The 18,127-nt window shown below is 58.1% G+C and carries 16 protein-coding genes; 4 read left to right on the forward strand and 12 right to left on the reverse strand.

What is annotated here, in order from left to right; all coding sequences use genetic code 11:
• The first annotated feature begins 9 nt into the window (after positions 1-9).
• Both ACVDG4_RS09720 and ACVDG4_RS09725 read left to right on the forward strand, forming a co-directional pair.
• Positions 10-993, forward strand: a complete 984-nt coding sequence (locus ACVDG4_RS09720; RefSeq protein WP_447234899.1) for an NUDIX hydrolase — start codon at positions 10-12, stop codon at positions 991-993.
• 250 nt (positions 994-1,243) lie between these two features.
• Positions 1,244-2,470 (forward strand): cell wall hydrolase, encoded by a 1,227-nt coding sequence (locus tag ACVDG4_RS09725; RefSeq protein WP_447234900.1) that lies wholly within the window; start codon positions 1,244-1,246, stop codon positions 2,468-2,470.
• Between the two features lie 38 nt (positions 2,471-2,508).
• Here ACVDG4_RS09725 and ACVDG4_RS09730 read toward each other — a convergent pair whose 3' ends face one another.
• On the reverse strand, positions 2,509-3,546 hold the full coding sequence (locus tag ACVDG4_RS09730) for a GlxA family transcriptional regulator (protein WP_447234901.1): 1,038 nt from the start codon (positions 3,544-3,546) through the stop codon (positions 2,509-2,511).
• A 36-nt stretch (positions 3,547-3,582) separates the two neighbouring features.
• On the reverse strand, positions 3,583-4,083 hold the full coding sequence (locus ACVDG4_RS09735) for a YqhA family protein (RefSeq protein WP_133948196.1): 501 nt from the start codon (positions 4,081-4,083) through the stop codon (positions 3,583-3,585).
• Between the two features lie 332 nt (positions 4,084-4,415).
• Here ACVDG4_RS09735 and ACVDG4_RS09740 point away from each other — a divergent pair, with 332 nt between their 5' ends.
• Complete coding sequence (locus tag ACVDG4_RS09740) at positions 4,416-5,009, forward strand: HupE/UreJ family protein (RefSeq protein ID WP_447234902.1); 594 nt, start codon at positions 4,416-4,418, stop codon at positions 5,007-5,009.
• 6 nt (positions 5,010-5,015) lie between these two features.
• On the opposite strand, the gene nadC is transcribed toward ACVDG4_RS09740, so the two are convergent.
• From nadC to nadA, 3 genes are all read right to left on the reverse strand, one after another.
• Positions 5,016-5,876: a carboxylating nicotinate-nucleotide diphosphorylase gene (gene nadC, locus ACVDG4_RS09745; protein ID WP_447234903.1), complete on the reverse strand. Its 861-nt coding sequence runs from the start codon at positions 5,874-5,876 to the stop codon at positions 5,016-5,018.
• Between the two features lie 14 nt (positions 5,877-5,890).
• The gene (locus tag ACVDG4_RS09750; RefSeq protein WP_447234904.1) at positions 5,891-7,495 is read right to left on the reverse strand and encodes an L-aspartate oxidase; all 1,605 of its coding nucleotides are present in this window, start codon (positions 7,493-7,495) and stop codon (positions 5,891-5,893) included.
• Between the two features lie 99 nt (positions 7,496-7,594).
• Positions 7,595-8,677 (reverse strand): quinolinate synthase NadA, encoded by a 1,083-nt coding sequence (nadA, locus tag ACVDG4_RS09755; protein ID WP_447234905.1) that lies wholly within the window; start codon positions 8,675-8,677, stop codon positions 7,595-7,597.
• A 409-nt stretch (positions 8,678-9,086) separates the two neighbouring features.
• On the opposite strand from nadA, the gene ACVDG4_RS09760 reads away from it, so the two are divergent.
• Positions 9,087-10,322 (forward strand): MFS transporter, encoded by a 1,236-nt coding sequence (locus ACVDG4_RS09760; RefSeq protein ID WP_447234906.1) that lies wholly within the window; start codon positions 9,087-9,089, stop codon positions 10,320-10,322.
• A 4-nt stretch (positions 10,323-10,326) separates the two neighbouring features.
• Here ACVDG4_RS09760 and ACVDG4_RS09765 read toward each other — a convergent pair whose 3' ends face one another.
• The 7 genes from ACVDG4_RS09765 to ACVDG4_RS09795 all read right to left on the reverse strand — a co-directional run bounded on the left by ACVDG4_RS09765 (position 10,327) and on the right by ACVDG4_RS09795 (position 17,819).
• Positions 10,327-10,722: a type II toxin-antitoxin system death-on-curing family toxin gene (locus ACVDG4_RS09765; RefSeq protein ID WP_447234907.1), complete on the reverse strand. Its 396-nt coding sequence runs from the start codon at positions 10,720-10,722 to the stop codon at positions 10,327-10,329.
• Between the two features lie 4 nt (positions 10,723-10,726).
• Positions 10,727-10,912, reverse strand: coding sequence for a hypothetical protein (locus ACVDG4_RS09770; protein ID WP_447234908.1), 186 nt, complete (start codon positions 10,910-10,912; stop codon positions 10,727-10,729).
• A gap of 154 nt (positions 10,913-11,066) precedes the next feature.
• Positions 11,067-11,507 carry a 6,7-dimethyl-8-ribityllumazine synthase gene (locus tag ACVDG4_RS09775; protein ID WP_353621037.1) on the reverse strand — a complete coding sequence of 147 codons (441 nt, stop codon included), beginning with the start codon at positions 11,505-11,507 and terminating at the stop codon, positions 11,067-11,069.
• A 66-nt stretch (positions 11,508-11,573) separates the two neighbouring features.
• Positions 11,574-13,661, reverse strand: a complete 2,088-nt coding sequence (glyS, locus tag ACVDG4_RS09780; RefSeq protein WP_447234909.1) for a glycine--tRNA ligase subunit beta — start codon at positions 13,659-13,661, stop codon at positions 11,574-11,576.
• Between the two features lie 138 nt (positions 13,662-13,799).
• On the reverse strand, positions 13,800-15,020 hold the full coding sequence (gene gltS, locus ACVDG4_RS09785) for a sodium/glutamate symporter (RefSeq protein ID WP_447234910.1): 1,221 nt from the start codon (positions 15,018-15,020) through the stop codon (positions 13,800-13,802).
• A 258-nt stretch (positions 15,021-15,278) separates the two neighbouring features.
• Positions 15,279-17,240, reverse strand: coding sequence for a DUF2207 domain-containing protein (locus ACVDG4_RS09790; protein WP_447234911.1), 1,962 nt, complete (start codon positions 17,238-17,240; stop codon positions 15,279-15,281).
• Between the two features lie 21 nt (positions 17,241-17,261).
• On the reverse strand, positions 17,262-17,819 hold the full coding sequence (locus ACVDG4_RS09795) for a LemA family protein (protein ID WP_447234912.1): 558 nt from the start codon (positions 17,817-17,819) through the stop codon (positions 17,262-17,264).
• Positions 17,820-18,127 lie beyond the last annotated feature (308 nt).

Raw genomic sequence — 18,127 nt, forward strand, 5'->3', positions numbered from 1 at the left:
GGAGCCTTCATGCCGCAACGGCACGCCAGCATTGAAATTGGTCTGAATGCGGTCATCGTGTCGGTCGCGGGTGGTATGCCGCAAATCGTCCATGTGGAAGAGCCGGAAAAGGATATGGCGGACAGCCTGCCCTTTGGTCCTTTCGACCCTCTCCATCACCGGACCTTTGAGATCGGGCTGCGCGCCTGGGTGGAAAACCAGACCGCACTTCGGCTGGGCTACATTGAGCAGCTCTACACATTTGGAGACCGGGGACGGCACAGGGTGTCGGGAGATGAGGGCCCGCATGTGGTGTCTGTCGGATATCTCGCCCTGACACGCCAAACCCCGGATTCAGAAGAGACGCTGTCCCGCCATCATTCCGCTTGGCGGTCCTGGTACGACTACTTCCCATGGGAAGACTGGCGGGCCGGACGCCCGGGCTTGCTGGATACCGACATGCTGCCAGCTCTGGAGAGCTGGGCCGAGGAGCCACCGGAAGAAGGCGAGCCTCCGCGCGCCCTCGCCCGGAGCGAACGCGTCCGCCTTGCCTTTGGAACCGGTGGAACCGACTGGGATGAAGAACGGGCTTTGGAACGTTTTGAGCTCCTCTACGAGGCAGGCCTTGTCGCCGAGGCCAAAAGGGATGGTCGCCCGGCGGCCTTGAAGCGAGATGAGATCCCGCCGTTTGGTATCTCGATGGAGTTTGACCACCGCCGTGTCCTTGCGACCGCGATTTCAAGGCTGCGCGGCAAGCTCAAATACCGGCCCGTGATCTTTGAGCTCATGCCCTCGGCCTTCACCCTCACCGATCTCCAAAACTCGGTCGAAGCCATCTCAGGCCGGCACCTTCACAAACAGAACTTCCGGCGCCTCGTTGAAAACGCCGACCTGGTGGAACCGACCGGTGCGACATCAACGGCGACCGGTGGCCGGCCAGCTGCCCTCTTCCGATTCAAGCATCAGCTCTTGAGCGAACGGCCGGCGCCTGGCCTGCGTGTTGGCGGCCGGTAACACCCCGAAATCATCTGCCCCTACAAAAAGGCTACAGGCAGTCAACTCATCCTGATTTTTCTCAGCGGTATTAACCATAAGCCGCTGATTATTTACGCATACCTCAAGAAATTCTGCCAATTTCAAGCTTATTAACGGTCTTTCAAGGTTAAGCAGACATCTTGTCTTTCAGAGCGGACGTTTACACAACGTTATCGATGATTGATCCGGCGTATTCGGACAGCGTGAATTGAGTTGGAGTTGGCTGCGTATGTCTGGCCTTAAGTCCCGCGAAGTAAAGCGGTTTTCTACTCGCAAAAACCAAGGTTCCCGCAAGATGGGTGCGCGTCTTCGACAGATGTCGCGTGTGCTTCTGGCAAGTCCGTTGCTGTTCTTCGGTCTCCAGGGCCAAGTCGGCAATCAGGACATTTTTGCCCTGATCAATGCAAAACATCAGGAAACGCCGCGCTGGATGCTGGCGCTGGAACCGGCAAACTTCACGTCTCGTATCGCACCGATGCTGGATCTTGCGACCCCGGCGGTTCCGGACCATACGTCCGCACCGCTTCTGACGCTGACATCCGCTGACAAGGACTTCGACGCCAAACCGATCCTCGGATTGGAAGACATTGCCCGCAGCGTTCGCCCCGATACGGTTCCGGACGGAATCAAGACAAATGTGTCGGCCAAGGGAAACCGGAAGATCACGATGGCACCGGACCGCCACATGGTGGATCAGGCCGCTGGTAATCTCTACGCCATGTCCAGTCTCATTTCGACCGAGAAGAAGCATGAAGACCTGCCGCGGGTGGCCTTCGTAAAGCCCGAACCACTGGACGAAAAATCCAGTTCCGACGAATTCGAGCCTGGCGCTCCGATTGATCTTCAAAAGGTCATGATGGCCCGCAACGCAGCCGCGGCCAGCTTCTCTCTTGTTTCGGCCTATGCGCCAGATTCGGTGAAAGAAACCAAAGAGCCGTTTGATGCACTCTTTGGCGCTGCGAAGTACGAACAGGAACTGCCGCCAGCGGAAGATCCCGACAATCCGCATTGGTGGGCCCAGGTCCCGCTTCCCCTTTCTGTCGGCAGCCGCAAAGAACAAAAGTGTCTCGCAGAAGCGATCTACTTCGAGGCACGCGGGGAGTCCGAAGAGGGTCAAATCGCCGTTGCACAGGTGGTCTTGAACCGGGTCAAGAACCCGTCTTATCCGGATTCCATCTGCGGTGTCGTTTATCAGAACAAGCACAAGCGCAACCGCTGCCAGTTTTCCTTTGCCTGTGATGGCATCCGCGACCGGATCGCAAGCCCAGGCGCCTGGAAGAAGGCTGAGCGTATCGCCCGGGATGTCACCGACGGTAAGGAATTCCTGAAGATGGTCGATGCATCGACCCACTACCACGCCGACTACGTCAATCCGCGGTGGGCCAAGTCCATGGCGAAGCGCGGCAAGATCGGCCTGCACATCTTCTACAAGACCTACGCCGGCGGCTGGAACTGATCCAGCCGTCCTCCGGCACCTTCCGCTCGTTTCAGCAATCATTGTTGCCGGGGCCGGCCTTTCGCCTGCCGATCCTCGATCGGGCTCTTGCCGTGCAAGCTCTTGTAGCGCTTGGCAAAATGTGAAGCATTCGCAAACCCGCACGCCACCGCAATTTCAATGATCGGCATCGCTGTCCGGCAGACCAGCCTCTGAGCAATATCGAGCCGGATTTTGCTATAATAGGCGAGCGGGGAACACTCGAAATAATGCTGAAAATCCCGCTGGAGCTGCCGAGGGCTGACATTGAGCCGCGCCGCCAGTTCGTTCTGAGACAGGGTTTCGCCGACGTTTTCCGTCATCAGTTCAATGCACCGGCGCAGACGCGGCGGGATCAGGTAGAGCTCGTCCCGCATCAGCGTGTTCTGCCGTTCACTGCCCGATCTCATATCCTGGTGCAGGGCGATGCTGGCGACATCACTGGCAACCGCTCCGCCATGCAGATCGGCGATATAGCCAATCATCAGATCCAGCGCCGTCGTCCCGCCGGCACAGGTTAAATAATGATCGTCGGTCTGGATCAGGCTGTCGATGAGTTTGGCCTTCGGGAAGCGCTCCTTAAAGAGATCAGCATATTCCCAATGGATCGTGCATTGCCGCCCCTCGAGTAACCCAAGATCCGCAAGAACATAGGCACCAGTACAAATGCCCGCGATCCGGGTTTTCTGGTGCGCAAAGCGCCGAATGCGGTTTTTGTGCGCAGAGCTCAGGCTGTTCAGTTCGACATCATCGCTGCTGCAAATCGCCAGCAGATCCGCCGACTTAACATCATCCAATGCGCAATCCGCCCGCATAATCCCACCGGAGCTCGCCAGGGCGTCGTTGCCGTCCAAGGTGCAACACACATACTCGAACGCCTTGCGCTTCATGATCTTGTTGGCAATGCGCAAGGGTTCAATGGCGGATGAAAAGGACAGCAGCGAGAAGTTATCCAGAAGCAGGAAACAGATGCTGGTGACCCCGGTTGCCGCCTGTGCGGCACCACCTAATTCGGCCGATTGGAGTATGGCTTCGGGATGATCATCAGTTTGCGGCATTTCAAGACCAGTGTCTCAAGGGGCAGCGCTTCTGCACTATCTCTCGTTGGATTCAAAGACATTGGTCACAACATAGGTCGCCAGCAAGATCAAATGAAAGCCAAACAAGGCGGCCACTTGCAGCGCGGTTGCCTGGGAGTACTCCAAAAGCTCACTCAGAACATGGATCGAGGAGATGATGATGATCGTGGAGACGATCCGGTGTTTCATTCGCCGGTAGGCCATTTGGCCCTGCAAAATGTAATCTTCGCCATGCGCAGAGGCCCGGATCCGATAACTATTGTAGGTGTTGGTTGCCACCATGATCACCAGGTTGGCAATAAACACCATGTCCAGCAGATTGAGGATCAGCAGGATGGTCTTCTTGCGATCCATAAATTCAAAAGTCCGGACCGCATCCAGGATATCGACAAAGAATGTAACCAGAAACAGCATCATGCCGATGGCAAGCCCGATCAGAAGCGGGATCTGAGCCCATCTGGTCAAGCGCGTCACCACATCCATTTCTTTTTCTGTGTCGTCCGCTTTGTCGCTCATTCATTCCTTCCTGCCAGTTGAAACCGATGCTTCTGGACTACGACCCTCTGCGGATCATTCAGCGCAATTTCTTCCGGCAACGCATTGTTCAAAATCAAGCTCGGTCGTTGAAAATGGTCGCTAGTTTACATCCTGCGCGCTTATGATCGAAAGACAATGGCTCAATGCTTCAGAGGCGCAGAGCAGCACTCAATCAAAACAAAATGCCTTCGTATTTTATCTGATTTTTCAAAGGCAAAAGAATCAGCCATAACCGCGGCGGGTTTCCCAAAACCCACATGTCAGGTGCGACCCACTCCGGGGCACCCGAAAGACCAATTGAAGGATCACACATGAATATTCGTTTCGCCGCCGCCGCGCTGCTTGTGGCCGTTTCGGCCTCGCCCGCATTCGCCCACCTGGACCCGGCAGAGCATGGCTCCTTTGCCGCCGGCTTCACGCACCCGGTATTCGGCCTTGATCATGTTCTAGCGATGATCGCCGTCGGTTTGTGGGCGGCGCTTGCCGGCGGCCGCGCAATCTGGTTGCTGCCAACTGTATTTGTCGGTGCAATGCTGACTGGCTTTGGCTTGTCCCTCGCCGGCGTTCCTATTCCGTACGTGGAACCGGTTATTCTGGCGTCCGTGATCATTCTTGGTTTGATCGTGGCAGCAGCCGTCAACCTGCCGAGCTGGCTCAGCGTTGCCTTGGTCGCTGTCTTTGGAATGTGCCACGGACATGCACATGGCGGCGAGATGGGGAATGCCGGCTGGCTCGGTTATGCTACCGGTTTCGCGCTCGCAACGGCCATTCTTCACGCAGCCGGTGTGCTGATCGGCCATGGTGCGAATGTGGCAGCCGGCCAGGATGGCCCGGTTGCCAAAACGATCATCCGCGCCATCGGGGCTATAGCGGCGGCGGGCGGTGTTCTGCTTGTTATGAGCTAGAAGTATTTAGCTGATTTCGATATCAAGCCCGAGATCGAGAACCGGGGCCGAGTGGGTAATCCAGCCTGATGAGATCAGGTCGACCCCGGCCTCGGCAACAGCCTGGACAGTGTCCAGTTCTATTCCGCCGGAGGCTTCCAGAAGCGCTTTTCCACCCGTGATTTCGACGGCCTTTACAAGCGTTTCGGGTGGCATGTTGTCTAGCATGATCACTTCGGGGCCCGCGCCAAGCGCCTGGTGAAGCTGCTCCAGCGTGTCCACTTCAACTTCGATCTTTACCAGATGCCCGGCATAGGCCTTGGCCGCAGAGATTGCCTCTACGACACCGCCGGCAACGGCAATATGATTGTCCTTGATCAGGATCGCATCATCCAGACCGAAGCGGTGATTGGATCCGCCCCCGCATTTCACCGCATACTTTTCAAATCCGCGCAGACCCGGAGTGGTTTTACGGGTGCAAACGATCGACGCATTGGTGTGGGCAATCCGGTCGGCGAAGAGTGCCGTTGCACTTGCAATCCCGGAAAGGTGGCCAAGGAAATTCAGGGCCACCCGCTCGGCCGACAGCAGCGCGCGAGCCGGCCCGTTAATCCGGGCAACAACATCACCGGGTTCAAGCCGGTCGCCATCTTGTTTTTCAGCTGCGAAAGACAGGCTGGTGTCCGTCTGCCGGAATGCGCTTTCTGCAAGTGCAACACCAGACAACACGCCCGGTTTGCGCGCCGCGATGACAGCCGTTGCCCGTGCAGTCGCCGGGATGGTTGCCTGGCTCGTGATGTCCCCGGCGCGGCCCCAGTCTTCCAGAAGCGCCGCCTTAACGGCATCGTCCACCATCAGGCGCGGCAGGTCCGGCAGATGTCTCGGCATGGAAATACTCGCAATCAGATCGCTGTTTCGAGGCTCTCGGCGACAAGCGCGTTGACCTCTTTCAAGGTCGTGTAGGACCGCTTGGCCTTGGCCGGGTTTTCTTCCGGGAAATCGGTGCGGAAATGGCCACCCCGGCTTTCTTCGCGCATGAGCGCCGCTGCGGCAATCAGTTTGCCGGTCACCATCATATTCTGAATGGACTGGCGCACACAGACGCTTTCGGCTTTTTGAATATCCGCCAGCGCCTTTCTCAGGCCTTCCCGGTTGCGCAGAACACCGACATTTTCGGACAGTGTGCTCCGCAGGACCGTGATCGCATCGCGCTCTTCGATGTTCCGCTGGCTTGGCAGACCCGGCGCTGCGTCCATCTCGTCCCAAAAAGCGCTGCGCGGCGTCGGCATCAGGCCTTGGATATCTTCCGCAATGCGCGCGGCAAACACCACGGCTTCCAAAAGGGAATTGGAGGCCAGCCGGTTGGCGCCGTGCGCACCCGTGCTGGCAACTTCCCCTGCAGCCCAAAGGTTATCGAGGGATGTCCGACCGTTGGCATCGGTCAGGACACCGCCCATGTGGTAATGCTCGGCCGGTGCGACCGGCAGGAGATCCTTTACCGGGTCGAGGCCTGCGCTTTGCGCGGCGGCAAACACGGTTGGAAAGTCGTCTTTAAAGCGGGCGCCAATCGCGTCCCGGCAATCGAGAAAAGCACCGCGGCCTTCGAGGATCTCCCGATGAATGGCCCTGGCGACAATGTCACGGGGCGCGAGTTCCAGATCGGCATGGATGCCTTCCATGAACCGCTCGCCCGCCTTGTTGACAAGGATCGCGCCTTCACCGCGCAAGGCCTCGGTTGCCAGCGGAGCGGGATCGGAGCCAACATCCAGTGCCGTTGGGTGGAACTGAACGAATTCGGCATCCGAAATAACCGCACCAGCACGGGCAGCCATCGCCAATCCGTGGCCATTGGCTTCGCCGGGATTGGTCGTCATGGCATATAGGTGGCCGATGCCGCCAGAGGCCAGAACAACAGCTTTTGCGGGAAAGGCCATTCGTTCCAAACCGCCGCGGCGCCGGGCAAGAACACCGGTCACATAACGGCCTTCGCCGATGAAGCTTTCGCCCATATAGCCTTCAAGCACCCGGATCGACGGGGTTCGGCGGACGGCGGCAATCAGCGCATCCATGATCGCCTTGCCGGCCATGTCGCCACGAACACGTACAACCCGGCTGTGCGAGTGCGCTGCCTCACGCGACAACTGAAGGCGGCCTTCCAGATCCTGATCAAACGGCACGCCATAAGACAGAAGGTCCCGAACGCGTTCGCTGCCTTCGCGGGTCATCTGATCGACGATGTTTTCTTCGCAAATGCCGCAGCCGGCCGCCAACGTATCGTCGCGGTGTTTTTCGACCGAGTCCTTTTCAGAAATCGCAGCGGCAATACCGCCTTGGGCCCAGGCGGACGACGCGCCCTGCCCGATAGGTGCGTTGGAGATGATCGTAACGGGCCGTGGGCTCAACTTCAGTGCACAGAAGAGGCCGGCCAAACCACCGCCCAGAATGACAACGTCATCGACATCCTTGCCCGGATAGGCAGGTACAAAATCATCGGTCGAGATGGCCATGGGACCTTCCTGGATGGAACTGGGCAATGCCCAAGAAGAGCTTCCCGGCCCAAGCCCGGAAGATATTCATTTGAAGATGTGTGACCTACCCTTGAGCGGTCAAATTTTCAAGTTGATCATCCGCTCAACAGCCACTCGCGCCTTGTCGGCAATCACCGGATCGACAACCACTTCGTCCTTCATCTCAAGAAGGGTATCGAGGATCTTGTCCAAGGTAATCCGCTTCATGTGCGGGCACAGGTTGCACGGACGGATGAAGTTCACTTCCGGGGTCTCGCTGGCGACATTGTCTGCCATGGAGCATTCGGTGATCATCATCACCTTCTCCGGCTGTTTGGTCTTCACCCAATCGATCATGTGCGCGGTGGAGCCGGCAAAATCAGCTTCCGCGACCACTTCGGGCGGGCATTCCGGGTGTGCGATGATTTTCACCTCCGGCTCTATCTTGCGATAATCCCGCAACTCCTGTGCCGTGAACCGCTCGTGAACCTCACAGGCGCCATCCCAGATCAGGACTTCTACATCGGTCTTGTTGCCGACATTCGCTGCCAGATACTTGTCCGGGATCAGGAACACCTTGTCGACGCCGAAGCTCTCAACAACTTGCAAGGCATTGGACGATGTGCAGCAGATATCGCATTCGGCCTTCACGTCGGCAGACGTGTTCACATAGGTGATGATCGGGATGCCTGGGTTGCGCTCACGCAAAGCCCGCACATCCGCGCCAGTGATGGACTCGGCCAAGGAACAGCCGGCCTTCATGTCCGGGATCAAAACGGTCTTTTCCGGGCTCAGGATCTTGGAGGTTTCCGCCATGAAGTGCACGCCGCATTGGACGATGACTTCCGCATCGGTGCGGGTCGCCTCGATCGCAAGCTGCAAGCTGTCACCCACGATATCGGCCACGCCATGAAAAATGTCCGGCGTCATGTAATTGTGCGCCAGGATGACCGCATTCCGCTCTTTTTTCAGCTTGTTGATCGCGTGGATTGTTGGGGCCAAGGCGGGCCACTCGATCTCCGGAATGATGTGCTTCACCTTCTGGTAGATCGGAGCCGTCGCTTCCGCAACTTCAGCCGTGTAACTCAGATCCGGTCGGGTCAATTTGCCATAGCGATCCAGGGCCGACAGGCCGTCGTTGATCGGGGTTCCGACCGGTGCGGTTGTTTGGGCAATGGTCATGGCGACCTCCCTCATTTTGGCTCGAACACCGGTGTTTTGGCCCGATGCACACTTATACTCATTTTGAGCATATTTAGTTCAAAAGAAAACGGGCTTGCGCCCATCTCTTTTGCTCGTTCGGAGCTTATATAAGAGGCTTTCGTGGCAAAATCTATTACTTTCTGGCAAATAACACAAAAACAGTTCGCAAGCGATTGATATTCCTTGACAAAATATACGATCTCCAACGCCGGCTAACCAAAGGACAGTTTGGGCCTGCAGGAGTTCGTCCGCACTTCGGGACGGTCCGGCCTTCCGTTGGCCTCGACCGGCAATTCATTCTCAAGATTGATGGACACATCACAAATACACGTTTGGTCGTTTTGGCGGACGGAAGTATCTTATCGTCAATTCACGATGAGAGGTTCTGATGTCAACTGCATCCACATCGCGGCGCGATGGCCCCAACATTCCCCTGGTGATCGCCTGCGGTTGTCTGATCGCACTGATTTCCTTCGGGCCCCGCTCTGCCATGGGCCTCTTCTTCCAGCCGATGACAGAAGCCCGCGACTGGAGCCGGGAGATCTTCGCGCTGGCGATTGCCATCCAGAACCTCATGTGGGGGATCGGCCAGCCGATTGCGGGGATGTTCGCCGACCGGTTCGGCACATGGAAAGCCATGGCCATTGGCGCGACACTTTATGCAGCTGGCCTCTTCCTGATGGTCGATGCCCAAAGTGCTGTTGCGCTGCATGTCTCGGCAGGTGTCCTCATCGGTCTCGGCGTCGCCTTCTCGTCTTTCTCGCTTGTGCTCGCCTCGTTCGGCCGGACAGTGTCGCCGGAACAACGTTCACTCGCTTTCGGCATTGGAACGGCCTCCGGGTCTCTCGGGCAGTTCCTGTTTGCCCCACTGGGCGGTGCTCTGATTGCCGGCATTGGCTGGCAGCAGACACTAATCGTTTTCATGGGACTGATCGCCCTGATCCCGCTTTTGGCGATTGCTCTGAAAGGCAAGGCAGCTCCGCCGTCTTCCGATCAGGCTGTTGCGGACCAGAGCTTGACGAGCGCGATGGCCGAGGCGTTCGGCACCCGCGGGTTTATTCTGCTGACCATTGGCTTTTTCGTATGCGGATTCCACGTGGCGTTCATCACTGTCCACCTGCCGCCCTATATAGCTGATCTCGGGCTTGATCCGTCTTGGGGCGCGACCTCGATTGCGCTCATCGGCCTGTTTAACATCGTCGGCTCGCTTGCGTCGGGCTATATCGGCGGGCGCTATTCCAAGCCGATCTTCCTGTCGCTGATCTATCTTGCCCGGGCCGTGGTCATCTTCGGCTTTATTATGCTGCCGGTGACCCCGGTTTCGGTGCTTGTGTTCTCCGCGCTCATGGGCCTGTTGTGGCTGTCCACCGTGCCGCCGACCTCAGGGCTGGTTGCCGTCATGTTCGGGCCGCGCTACATGGCAACCCTCTTCGGTTTCGTGTTTCTATCGCACCAGATCGGCTCGTTTCTGGGCGTGTGGCTCGGTGGCAAACTCTATGACGAAACCGGCTCCTACGACGCCATCTGGTGGATGGGCATTGCCCTCGGCATCGCCGCGGCCATCATTCACTGGCCGATCCAGGAAAAGCCCGTCGACCGTCTCGCCCAACAGGCTGCGGAGTGACGAGCTACATTGGCTCGGAGAACACTGAGAAGACCGTAGACAACATTTGCATGTTGATGCGGTCAGCCATCAAAGCCTTGATGTAGACGGCAAAGAATTCGTCAGCCGGCTCATTCAGCCGCACGCGGTTCAATTCAAGAAAGACAAGCGCAGACTGAAACGCGATGCGCTTGTTTCCGTCAACCAGCGCATGCGCCTTGCCAACGCCATAAATGTACTCAGAGGCGAGCATGTAAAGGTTGGTTTCGCTGGCATAATGAAATCTGTTCGCAGGACGTAGCAAGGCAGCGGCCAATTCTGCCGGCCGAACCAACTCGACGCGATGGCGCGGATACAATTCGCCGACCACGTCGATAATTTCTGTCACCTGACCGAAAGTCAGCCAAGTCGGTTCCTCCAAAACCCTACTCGCCCAGGGACTTCATTGTCGCGGCAAAACGCTTATTATTGTCAATCACCATTTCACGGATGGAGCGGTGCGGTATTTGAGACTGCGCCTGATCAGACACAGCCAAGCCTTTGACAATGTGGTCACGGCCAGTTGCATTGTCTGGTGCACCGTCTGTCTTGCACTTGGCTTTTGTATCCATTGTCGTGTCTCTCGCACCTCAATCCTCTCACTGAATATAACGAAGAACGGCAAAAACTCCAAAAGCACGGCTCAAAAAAAGTCCACCAGATGGGCTTCCCATCCGGTGGATTCAATTTCACCACATCGGGTCATAGTGTTCCGCGAGAACCTTCTTAGCCCTTCAGGCTCTCCCGGGTTTCGCCGATCATGAGGGCCGCTTGCGCGGCTTCCCGGCCTTTTTCGACGAAGTGGTCCTTGTAGATGCCGATGTGGTGCTCGGTCGGCTGGAAGTGATGCGGGGTCAGAGACACCGACAGGACCGGCACATTGCTGTCCAGACCCGCCTGCATCAGGCCGCTGACAACGGCCTGCGCCACAAAGTCATGCCGGTAGATCCCGCCATCGACCACCAGAGCCGCCGCAGCGACGGCAGCATATTTGCCGCTGTTGGCCAGATCGCGCGCGAGCAACGGCATTTCGAAGGCGCCGGGCACGGTGAAGACATCGACCTGATCTGCCGGGATCACTTCACAAAACCCATCCAGAGCGCGGTCCACGATGTCGGCATGCCAGTTGGCTTTGATGAAGGCATAGCGGGTTGGTGCTGCAGTCACGGCTGACTCCTATAAGCAACAGAATAAGTGGAACGAGCCTCATCGGATGAGGCCCGGATCTGTGAGTTAACCGGCGACTTTCGAGAAATCGGCAACCACGTGGGTGGCATCGCGGATTTCGGCGAGCAACTGTAGACGGTTCATCCGAAGTGCCGGATCATCGGCATTGACCAGAATGTCCTCGAAGAACTTGTCGACCGGCGCGCGCAGTTTGGACAGCGCCTCCATGGCCCCTTCGAAGTCTTCCGATTTCACAGCCTCGGCGGCTTCCGCACGGGCCGTGTCGATGCTTGCGGCCAGATCAATCTCGGCCTGCTCGGCCAAGTGATCCGCATGCGGCCTGCCGGTTACCGGTTTGCCGTCCTTTTTCTCTTCCGCCTTCAAGATGTTCACCGCCCGCTTGTAGCCAGCTGCCAAGTTGGTACCGTCGTCGGAGGAGACGAATTTCTGCAAGGCTTCAACGCGTTTCACGACCATCAGGAGATCATCCTGACCCTCGAGCGCGAACACGGCGTCGATCAGATCATGCCGCATGCCCTCGTCCTTCAGGTGGACCTTCAGGCGGTCGGCGAAGAAAGAAAGAAGGTCGGCAACCAGTGCCGCGTTATCGTCGGCTTTTGCAGACTGGGCTTTCAGCGCGGAGAGGATCAGATCCCCCAGCTTCAGGCGCAAATTGTTTTCCAGAACAATCCGGATGACACCCAGAGCAGCGCGGCGCAGGGCATAAGGATCCTTGGAGCCGGTCGGCTTTTCGTCAATCGCCCAGAAGCCTGTAAGAAGATCGAGCTTTTCGGCCAAGGCCACGGCAATCGCGACCGGATCGGTCGGCACGTTGTCGCTCGGCCCCTGCGGCTTGTAATGCTCTTCGATCGCGGTCGCGACCGAGGCGTCCTCGCCCTGTGCGGTGGCGTAGTAGCGGCCCATCAGGCCTTGCAGTTCGGGGAACTCGAAGACCATCGCGGAGACAAGATCGGCCTTGGCAAGTTCCGCACCGCGTTTGGCCTTGGCTGCATCCGCGCCGACCAGCGGGGCAAGCTCTGCGGAGAACGCGATCAGGCGCTGAACCCGCTCGCCGACGCTGCCGAGCTTTTCGTGGAACTTCACGTCATTGAGCTTCGGCAGATTATCGGTGAGTTTGGTTTTCAGATCGCTGGTCCAGAAGAACTGCGCATCCGACAGACGCGCGCGGATCACCTTCTCATTGCCCGCAATGATCAGCTGTCCGTCATCGGGCGCAACGATGTTGGAGATCAGAACGAACTTGTTGGCAAGCTTGCCGGTTTTCGGGTCCTTCAGCACAAAGCACTTCTGGTTGACCTTGATGGTCAACTGAATGCACTCGTCCGGGATTTCCAAAAACGCCTCATCAAAGGACCCGGTAAGAACGACCGGCCATTCGACCAGGCCGGCGACCTCTTCCAGTAGCCCCGGATCTTCGACAAGTTCAAGCCCAAGCGCCAGTGCGCGGTCTTTTGCGTCGGCAAGGATGATCTCCTTGCGGCGATCCGCATCCAGCACGACCTTGTGCTTTTCAAGAGTGGGCGCATAGTCGTCGAACCGGCGGACATCGAAGGCGACATCTGCAAGGAACCGGTGACCCCGGGTGGTCTTGCCGGACGTGATGCCGTCAAACTCGAACGGCACGACATCCGGCTCTTCGGTTTCCGGACCGAATGTTGCGATGATGGAATGCAGTGGGCGCACCCAACGGGTCGACGTCGTGCCCCATTTCATGGACTTCGGCCACGGGAAATTGCGCAAGATGCCCGGCATGAATTCGGCGATGATGTCGATGGCGGAGCGGCCCGGCTTCTCGATCACGGCCACATAAAAGTCGCCCTTCTTCGGATCGGTCTGGATCGTCGCCTCGTCAATGGAGGCAAGTCCTGCCCCGCGCAAAAACCCTTCAACGGCCTTTTCCGGCGCGCCGACGCGCGGACCCTTGCGCTCTTCACGGGTCGCGGCAGAGCCAGCCGGCACACCGGCAACATGAAGGGCGAGCCGGCGCGGCGTTGCAAAGGCTTTGGCACCCTCGTAGGGCAAACCGGCATCCACCAAGGCATTGGTCACAAGCGTTTTCAGGTCTTCGGCCGCCTTGCGCTGCATACGGGCCGGGATTTCTTCGCTGAACAGCTCAAGCAGAAGATCGGGCATAGGGTCTAAAGCCTTTGGGTCTGGGTGGAAACCACCGGAAATGCGTTGGCCGTCCGTTACCAAGTCAGCCGCGGCTTGTCACCCCCTTTGGCAAGCACATACGCGCGAAGGCACTTCAAAGACACACGTGACCGCGCGCTAGTTCCCCAGAAACAGTACGATAATCACCGCATTCGCGAGATCGACGAAGAAGGCGGAGACGAGCGGCAGGATCAGGAAGGCCTGCATAGCCGGGCCGTATTGCTTGGTCACTGCCGTCATGTTGGCAATGGCCGTTGGGGTCGCGCCCAGCGCAAAACCGGCGAACCCCGCCCCAAGCACCGAGGCGTTGTAGTCCCGCCCCATCACAGGGAAGAGCACGAAAATGATGAACAGCCCTGCTCCAACAATCTGAGCGGCCAAGATCAGCATCATCGGCCCGGCGAGACCAGCAATGGTCCAGAGTTGCAGGCTCATCAGCGACATGGTCAGGAAGATCCCAAGCGCAAGATCCGAGATCACAGCAAGTGAGCGTGACCGAGCCGGCCAGATGATGTTCTTGAAAATGACAGGCACGGTGTTCGACAGGATGATGCCGCAGAACAGGCAGCAGACGAAGATCGGCAGATCGAGATTGAAGCCGTATACCAGAGCCTCCTGTAGCGCGACACCGAGCGCAATGGCGATGTTCAACACGAGGATCGCCCGCATCAGGCCAGTATGGGTCACACTCGTATCGGCCTCGTCCTCGGTCTCGATCCCGATCACCGGACCTTCATCCGGCCGGTTCGGGTCCGGCTTGCCGCCCTTTACCTGGATCAGATAGTTGCCGATCGGGCCACCCAGCAAACTCGCCGCGATCAGGCCAAGAGTTGCGGTTGCTGCGCCGATTTCAACGGCACCGACAACACCGTATTGCTCGACCAGACGTGGTCCCCAGGCAATCGCTGTGCCGTGACCACCCACCAGCGAGATCGTTCCGCCCAAAAGACCAAAGCCGACAGGTAATCCCATGGCGACGGCGATCCCGGTGCCGATGACGTTCTGGAACAGCATGTAGCCGACCGTCAGCATCAACAGGATCAACAGCGGCTTGCCACCCTTGGCAAGATCCGAGAAGCGAGCGTTCAAACCGATGGCGGTGAAAAAACAGTAGAGAAGGTAATCACGCGCGCCCAGCGAAAAGCTGATTTCCTTGTCGAAGACCCCGTAGGCAAAAAGCGCGAGTGTCGCGACCATCAAACCGCCGGAAACCGGTTCTGGAATGTTGTAGTGGCGCAGGAACGCGAACTGCTTGTTCAGGCGAACGCCCAGAAAATAAACAAGAATGGCAATATTGAAGCTGAGAAACTCATCCAGCGTCAGCACTTCGCCGCTCATATCAAACCTGCCCCTTGTTAGCCCGAAGCGAGCCTAGCGAAGAATGACGAGGTTTACCAGTTCAGCGCCGAGCCAGCGCGGCCAGCTACCAATCTTCCCCGCTCGCTATTCTGCAGATTATTAGAAGCATCGGAGCCGCCCCGGACATGATCCGGGGCCGCGTCGCCCGGTCCCGGCTCAGGGCCGGGACGGCGGTATCGGCCCAGCCCCGCCAAGCCGTTCCGGCATTGGGGCGGCAAATATGGCGGAAATGGCTGCCTACCAGCCACCGCCGCCGCCACCACCGCCACCGCCGCCGGAAGACCCGCCACCGGACGAGCCGGAACTGGAGCTGGAAGACACCGGCAAGGAAGACTGGAACGATCCGGCCATGGCACTTGCCGTTGCGCCAACGCTGCGCGAGATGTCCCGGCTGTCGAAGTCTCGGCCGCTGTACCACCTCGGGCGGTATTCACGCGACTGTCCTGCATTGGCTGCACTCGACAGCCAGGTTTCAAAATGCGTGGACCAGGGCTTTTCAACGCCCAGCGAAACCGCATAGGGCAGCAGCTTTTCAAAATGGAGGACACTCATGTCCGGCGCATCCGTCATGTTCAGACGGTCTTTTTCGGCGACCGATAAATAAAGCTTCAGGCCCTCGATCTCGTCCATGACCACCCGGCCATGGGTGGTCGGAATGTCGATGACATTGGCGTAGACAATGAACATCAGAACAATCCCGATCACAAATGCGGGCAGCAGGGGAATTTCCGGCGGGATTTGAAGGATAAACGCGGTGAGATGCATAACAAGGTAGACAGCGCCAGCAAAAATCACCGCAAAAACCAGCCAGAATGCCAGCGCCTTGGAGCTTCGCCCTGTCGTTTTGTCAAACAGGCTTTGAGCCAGAATTGTCAGGCCGACGGAGCCCGCAATTCCGAAGATGGTGAAAAAGCCGAACAGAAAGGACTGCTCGAACTGCGCATCGCTCAAGTTGCCGAAATAAAACAGCGAGAAGATCGTCACAACACTGACCCCAAGACCGGGCAGTAGATAAAATCCATTGTGCTTGAAATAGACCCCGCTGTATTCGCGGTTGATCGCTGAAACGAATTTGTCTCCCAGCGCGCTGATCGCCTTGCCGTTCTTGTCATTCAAGGCGAGCGGTGTCCCGCGGCCCCGGATGTAACTCTCAATCACGGCCTCGCCTTTGGGCAGCGGCTCATCATTTACCGGTGTGCCCTCCTCGGGCATTTCCAGAACAAGATCCTTGTCGTCTTTTGAGAGTTTGAGTCGCCCCTTGGTGGCAAGGCTCAAACAGGCCGCGGCCAGTGCAACCCAGCGCTGCCCTTCGATTCCGCGATTGGTGATGTAGTTGGCCATCGCCGGCGACACGCCATCCGGTCCCTTAAAGCGCGGGAAGATGACACCGCGAGCCGGATCCCGGCCAACGCGCCACCAGGAAATCAAGTAATAAAGAACAAGGATCAGAACCGCGGGCGCGCCGATCGCAAAGACCCGCTGATCCTGGAGCCACATGTCCCATTTTTCAGACTCGCTCGGCTCCGCGACAAAGCCCTTCGGGAATCCGACAGCGACCGTCAGGCCCTCGTAAGCGCCGAGCGGCTGCGTGGTCTCGAAGACCACCTGCCCCGTTGCCGGGTCGACGGAGGCCTCATAATCGGTCGCATCAGAGCCGAATGCGCCGGTGTAGGCAGCATATTGCGTAGCGTCGGCCCCGGCAGGCAAGCGGACCCTCGCAACGGCTTCATCGATCGGGAAGATCCACTCGTTGCCTGTCGCGTTCCAATAGACTTCATCATAGCCGTCAAAGAAACGGACTTGGCGCCACATGCGGTATTTGATCGTGTAGGTGTAAACGCCGGGATCCAGAAACACATCTTCGCGGCCAATGTAGATCCGGACACCGCGTCCGTTCTCCCGAGTGAACTTGTTTTCGCGCTGCCCGTCCTGCAAGACCTCCAGCAGCTCAAACGGCACATCATGCTCCCAGCCGTTGGCGTCTTTTGCCCGCAAGGGAACGTCGCGGAAGATGCCTCGCTTGATCTCATCGCCTTCGGCCCGGACCCGGATGGTTTCCGTCACGATCAGGGATCCGTCCTCCTGAACGTCGATGTCGGAGACGTAGGTGAGGATGCGTTCTTCCGAGACCGCACCGCTGACTGTTACGAGCCACAAGACAGCCGCCAGGACCGCCATCAGACCTTGATGGAACCGCATGATCGGACCTCCCGGAAACGCTTAAAACTCTACCTTCGGAACAGCCCGCTCCGCCGCATCCTCGATCTCGAAATACTCAGCTTTTTGAAAACCGAACTGGCCCGCGATCAGGTTGGACGGGAAGCTTTCTACGGCAACGTTCAGACCGCGTACTGCGCCATTGTAATAACGCCGGGCCATCTGGATGGCGTTTTCGATTTCATCAAGGGAATTGTGCAGATCCGAGAAATTCTGGCTGGCCTTGAGGTCCGGATAATCTTCGGCGACGGCAAACAAACGGCCCAGCGCCTGGGTCAGCGCGCCTTCGACCTTGGCCCGGCCGACAATGTCGGAGCCCGACACAGCGGCGGCATCCGTGCGCAGCCGGGTGACATTTTCCAGCGCCTCCTTTTCATGGGACGCGTAAGCCTTCACCGTCTCAACGAGATTCGGGATCAGGTTGGCGCGGCGCTTCAGCTGGACATCAATCCCGCTCCAGCCTTCCTCGACCATCTGCCGCTTTTTCACCAGCGCGTTGTAAAGAAGGATCGCGAAAACCGAGAGCGCGATCAAAAGAGCGAGAATAAACCACGTGGCCATAAAAACCTCCGAACCATTTGCAGCGGAGGCTAGCCGGACTTTCAGCGGATGTCATCGCCCGGCCGCAGAGGAAACGGTCAAAACGGGAAAAGTGTAATCCAGACCACACTTTTGACGGTCCGAGACAAGTCTACCGGGGTTAAGCTGATGTTGTTACAGCCACCATTCGTCATCCCGGGCGAGCGCAGCCGAGACCCGGGATCTACTCGCTTGCAGAGGGTTGGTGATTTCGATTCACACGCTTCGGCAAGCGGTACTGCGCGTGGACCCCGGATCGCAACATTGCTGCGTCCGGGGTGACCACGTCA

It is taken from the genome of Roseibium sp. MB-4 (genome assembly GCF_053005265.1).

Excerpts from the sequence above, each read along its gene's own strand:
- ACVDG4_RS09720 (WP_447234899.1), top strand. The coding sequence starts at position 10 with ATGCCGCAACGGCACGCCAGCATTGAAATTGGTCTGAATGCGGTCATC.
- ACVDG4_RS09725 (WP_447234900.1), top strand. The coding sequence starts at position 1,244 with ATGTCTGGCCTTAAGTCCCGCGAAGTAAAGCGGTTTTCTACTCGCAAA.
- ACVDG4_RS09730 (WP_447234901.1), bottom strand. The coding sequence starts at position 3,546 with ATGCCGCAAACTGATGATCATCCCGAAGCCATACTCCAATCGGCCGAA.
- ACVDG4_RS09735 (WP_133948196.1), bottom strand. The coding sequence starts at position 4,083 with ATGAGCGACAAAGCGGACGACACAGAAAAAGAAATGGATGTGGTGACG.
- ACVDG4_RS09740 (WP_447234902.1), top strand. The coding sequence starts at position 4,416 with ATGAATATTCGTTTCGCCGCCGCCGCGCTGCTTGTGGCCGTTTCGGCC.
- nadC (WP_447234903.1), bottom strand. The coding sequence starts at position 5,876 with ATGCCGAGACATCTGCCGGACCTGCCGCGCCTGATGGTGGACGATGCC.
- ACVDG4_RS09750 (WP_447234904.1), bottom strand. The coding sequence starts at position 7,495 with ATGGCCATCTCGACCGATGATTTTGTACCTGCCTATCCGGGCAAGGAT.
- nadA (WP_447234905.1), bottom strand. The coding sequence starts at position 8,677 with ATGACCATTGCCCAAACAACCGCACCGGTCGGAACCCCGATCAACGAC.
- ACVDG4_RS09760 (WP_447234906.1), top strand. The coding sequence starts at position 9,087 with ATGTCAACTGCATCCACATCGCGGCGCGATGGCCCCAACATTCCCCTG.
- ACVDG4_RS09770 (WP_447234908.1), bottom strand. The coding sequence starts at position 10,912 with ATGGATACAAAAGCCAAGTGCAAGACAGACGGTGCACCAGACAATGCA.
- glyS (WP_447234909.1), bottom strand. The coding sequence starts at position 13,661 with ATGCCCGATCTTCTGCTTGAGCTGTTCAGCGAAGAAATCCCGGCCCGT.
- gltS (WP_447234910.1), bottom strand. The coding sequence starts at position 15,020 with ATGAGCGGCGAAGTGCTGACGCTGGATGAGTTTCTCAGCTTCAATATT.
- ACVDG4_RS09790 (WP_447234911.1), bottom strand. The coding sequence starts at position 17,240 with ATGCGGTTCCATCAAGGTCTGATGGCGGTCCTGGCGGCTGTCTTGTGG.
- ACVDG4_RS09795 (WP_447234912.1), bottom strand. The coding sequence starts at position 17,819 with ATGGCCACGTGGTTTATTCTCGCTCTTTTGATCGCGCTCTCGGTTTTC.